Below are 1,646 nucleotides of genomic sequence, written 5' to 3'. Positions count from 1 at the left end.
TTTATCAAGAATCCTAAAAATAAAAGTATAAGACATATACCGTAAGTATAACCGGCTGTAAGAATTATATCGTAAAAAAAGTATGCAAAATGTCCGACACTGTTAATCAAAAAGAAAAGAACAACCGAATAAAAAAGAAAAAACGCAGGGGATTTTATTTTTAAAAAATATGTATTACATTGCTTTAGAGCAAAAAAAATGGTAATAGAAAAAAATAAAATAAAAAAAACGGAGTACAGCCGATAAACAATTAACATGTGCTGTATCTCCGGCATAGTTGGCTGTTGGGAAAAATTGAATAAAAATACTCCCGGGAACGTAGCGTATCGTAAGCCGATTTTTAAAATATTATAATATGGTAAATCATTTTTTCTTTCACTAAATACCAGAAAGTCATCTAAAGTGGTAGGATGATTATATATGCATAGTATAAATAAAGGAACCAACAATACTATTAATAATACAAAACTTAAAAATACGTATACATTCCACAACGGCATTGGAAAATGAAGTCGTTGTGGGTTTCTGTTAAAAAATGTTTTCATGTTATATCTTATCCTTTTATAATTACCTATTGTATATGCTCAATATTTTATCCGTTATAATTCTATATACAAACGGATCACCGTGATGTGTATCGCTGAAGTTTTCCGGCTTTGTTTCCGGCATATAGGTAAAATCGAATAGTTTAAGTTTTTTTTCAGTTTCCAATAGTTTTAAGCGTTCCTGTAAATCTGTTAAATATTTATACTTACCGTTTTCCATCATAGCTTCATATATTTCAGGTGAAAAAGGAGGAAGAAAAATTAGCAAGCGAATATTTTTTTTCTCACAATAATTTACAATATCCACAAGTCCTTTCCATTCGGTTTCATTAATTTTTTCGGTAGCTATATAAGAAGTATCAAAAGCTATATCAGTTTTGATTTGATTTAATATGTTATCATGGTATTTTTTTACATACGAACATTTATTTTGCGGAATAAAATCTTTATCATATGGTGAGCCTTTAAAATCCCATCCGTAATCACGCTGCTTAGCTGACAAACCGATATGCTCTGATGAAAATATTTTAGATATACTTATTTTTTTTTGTATAAGCAAATCATTCCAAATTTGTTTTATGGCATAGGCATTTATGTGTATTATTTTATCAGCTTTCGATAAATAACCGGTTATATCGGTATCAATAACATAGCCACCTTTATGTTCAAAGTTGAAAAACCATTGATCGGGACCGAATAACAAAACTTCCGGCAAAGCATTATTTAGTTCAAGGTTTTTTAAAAAAGATAAATAATATTCCATGCTTATTCCGTTAGTATTTGCATTGTAGCATGATGGGCTAAAATCATCAGGGAGAAATGTATTTACACGCGAAGATCCCAAAATAAGCATTTTAGGTTTGCGCTGCACAACATTATAAAAAATATACATATTCTGCATATTCGAATATGCTCTACCATATAAAACAGAGTGATTTTTGTTTTGTATTTTATATGCATCATGGATTGAGGTGTGCTCTCCGGAAGCGTAATAAATACAGCAAGGAATAAGGAAAAATATAAAAAAAGGTATTGCAAATATAATTAACTTTTTTATAAATATTTTCACAAAAAAATCCCCTAAAATTGAAAATATAAAAA

General features: G+C 29.1%; 1 protein-coding gene. It reads right to left on the bottom strand.

The genetic code is table 11. The features are described from left to right. Window positions 1-567 precede the first annotated feature (567 nt). A partial coding sequence (locus HMPREF9193_RS02595) for a hypothetical protein (protein WP_021686502.1) occupies window positions 568-1,646 on the bottom strand: 1,079 nt, incomplete at its 5' end.

The organism is Treponema lecithinolyticum ATCC 700332, from assembly GCA_000468055.1.
In the GTDB taxonomy this organism is placed as follows: domain Bacteria; phylum Spirochaetota; class Spirochaetia; order Treponematales; family Treponemataceae; genus Treponema_C; species Treponema_C lecithinolyticum.
This window is presented reverse-complemented; position numbering and strand designations above follow the sequence as displayed.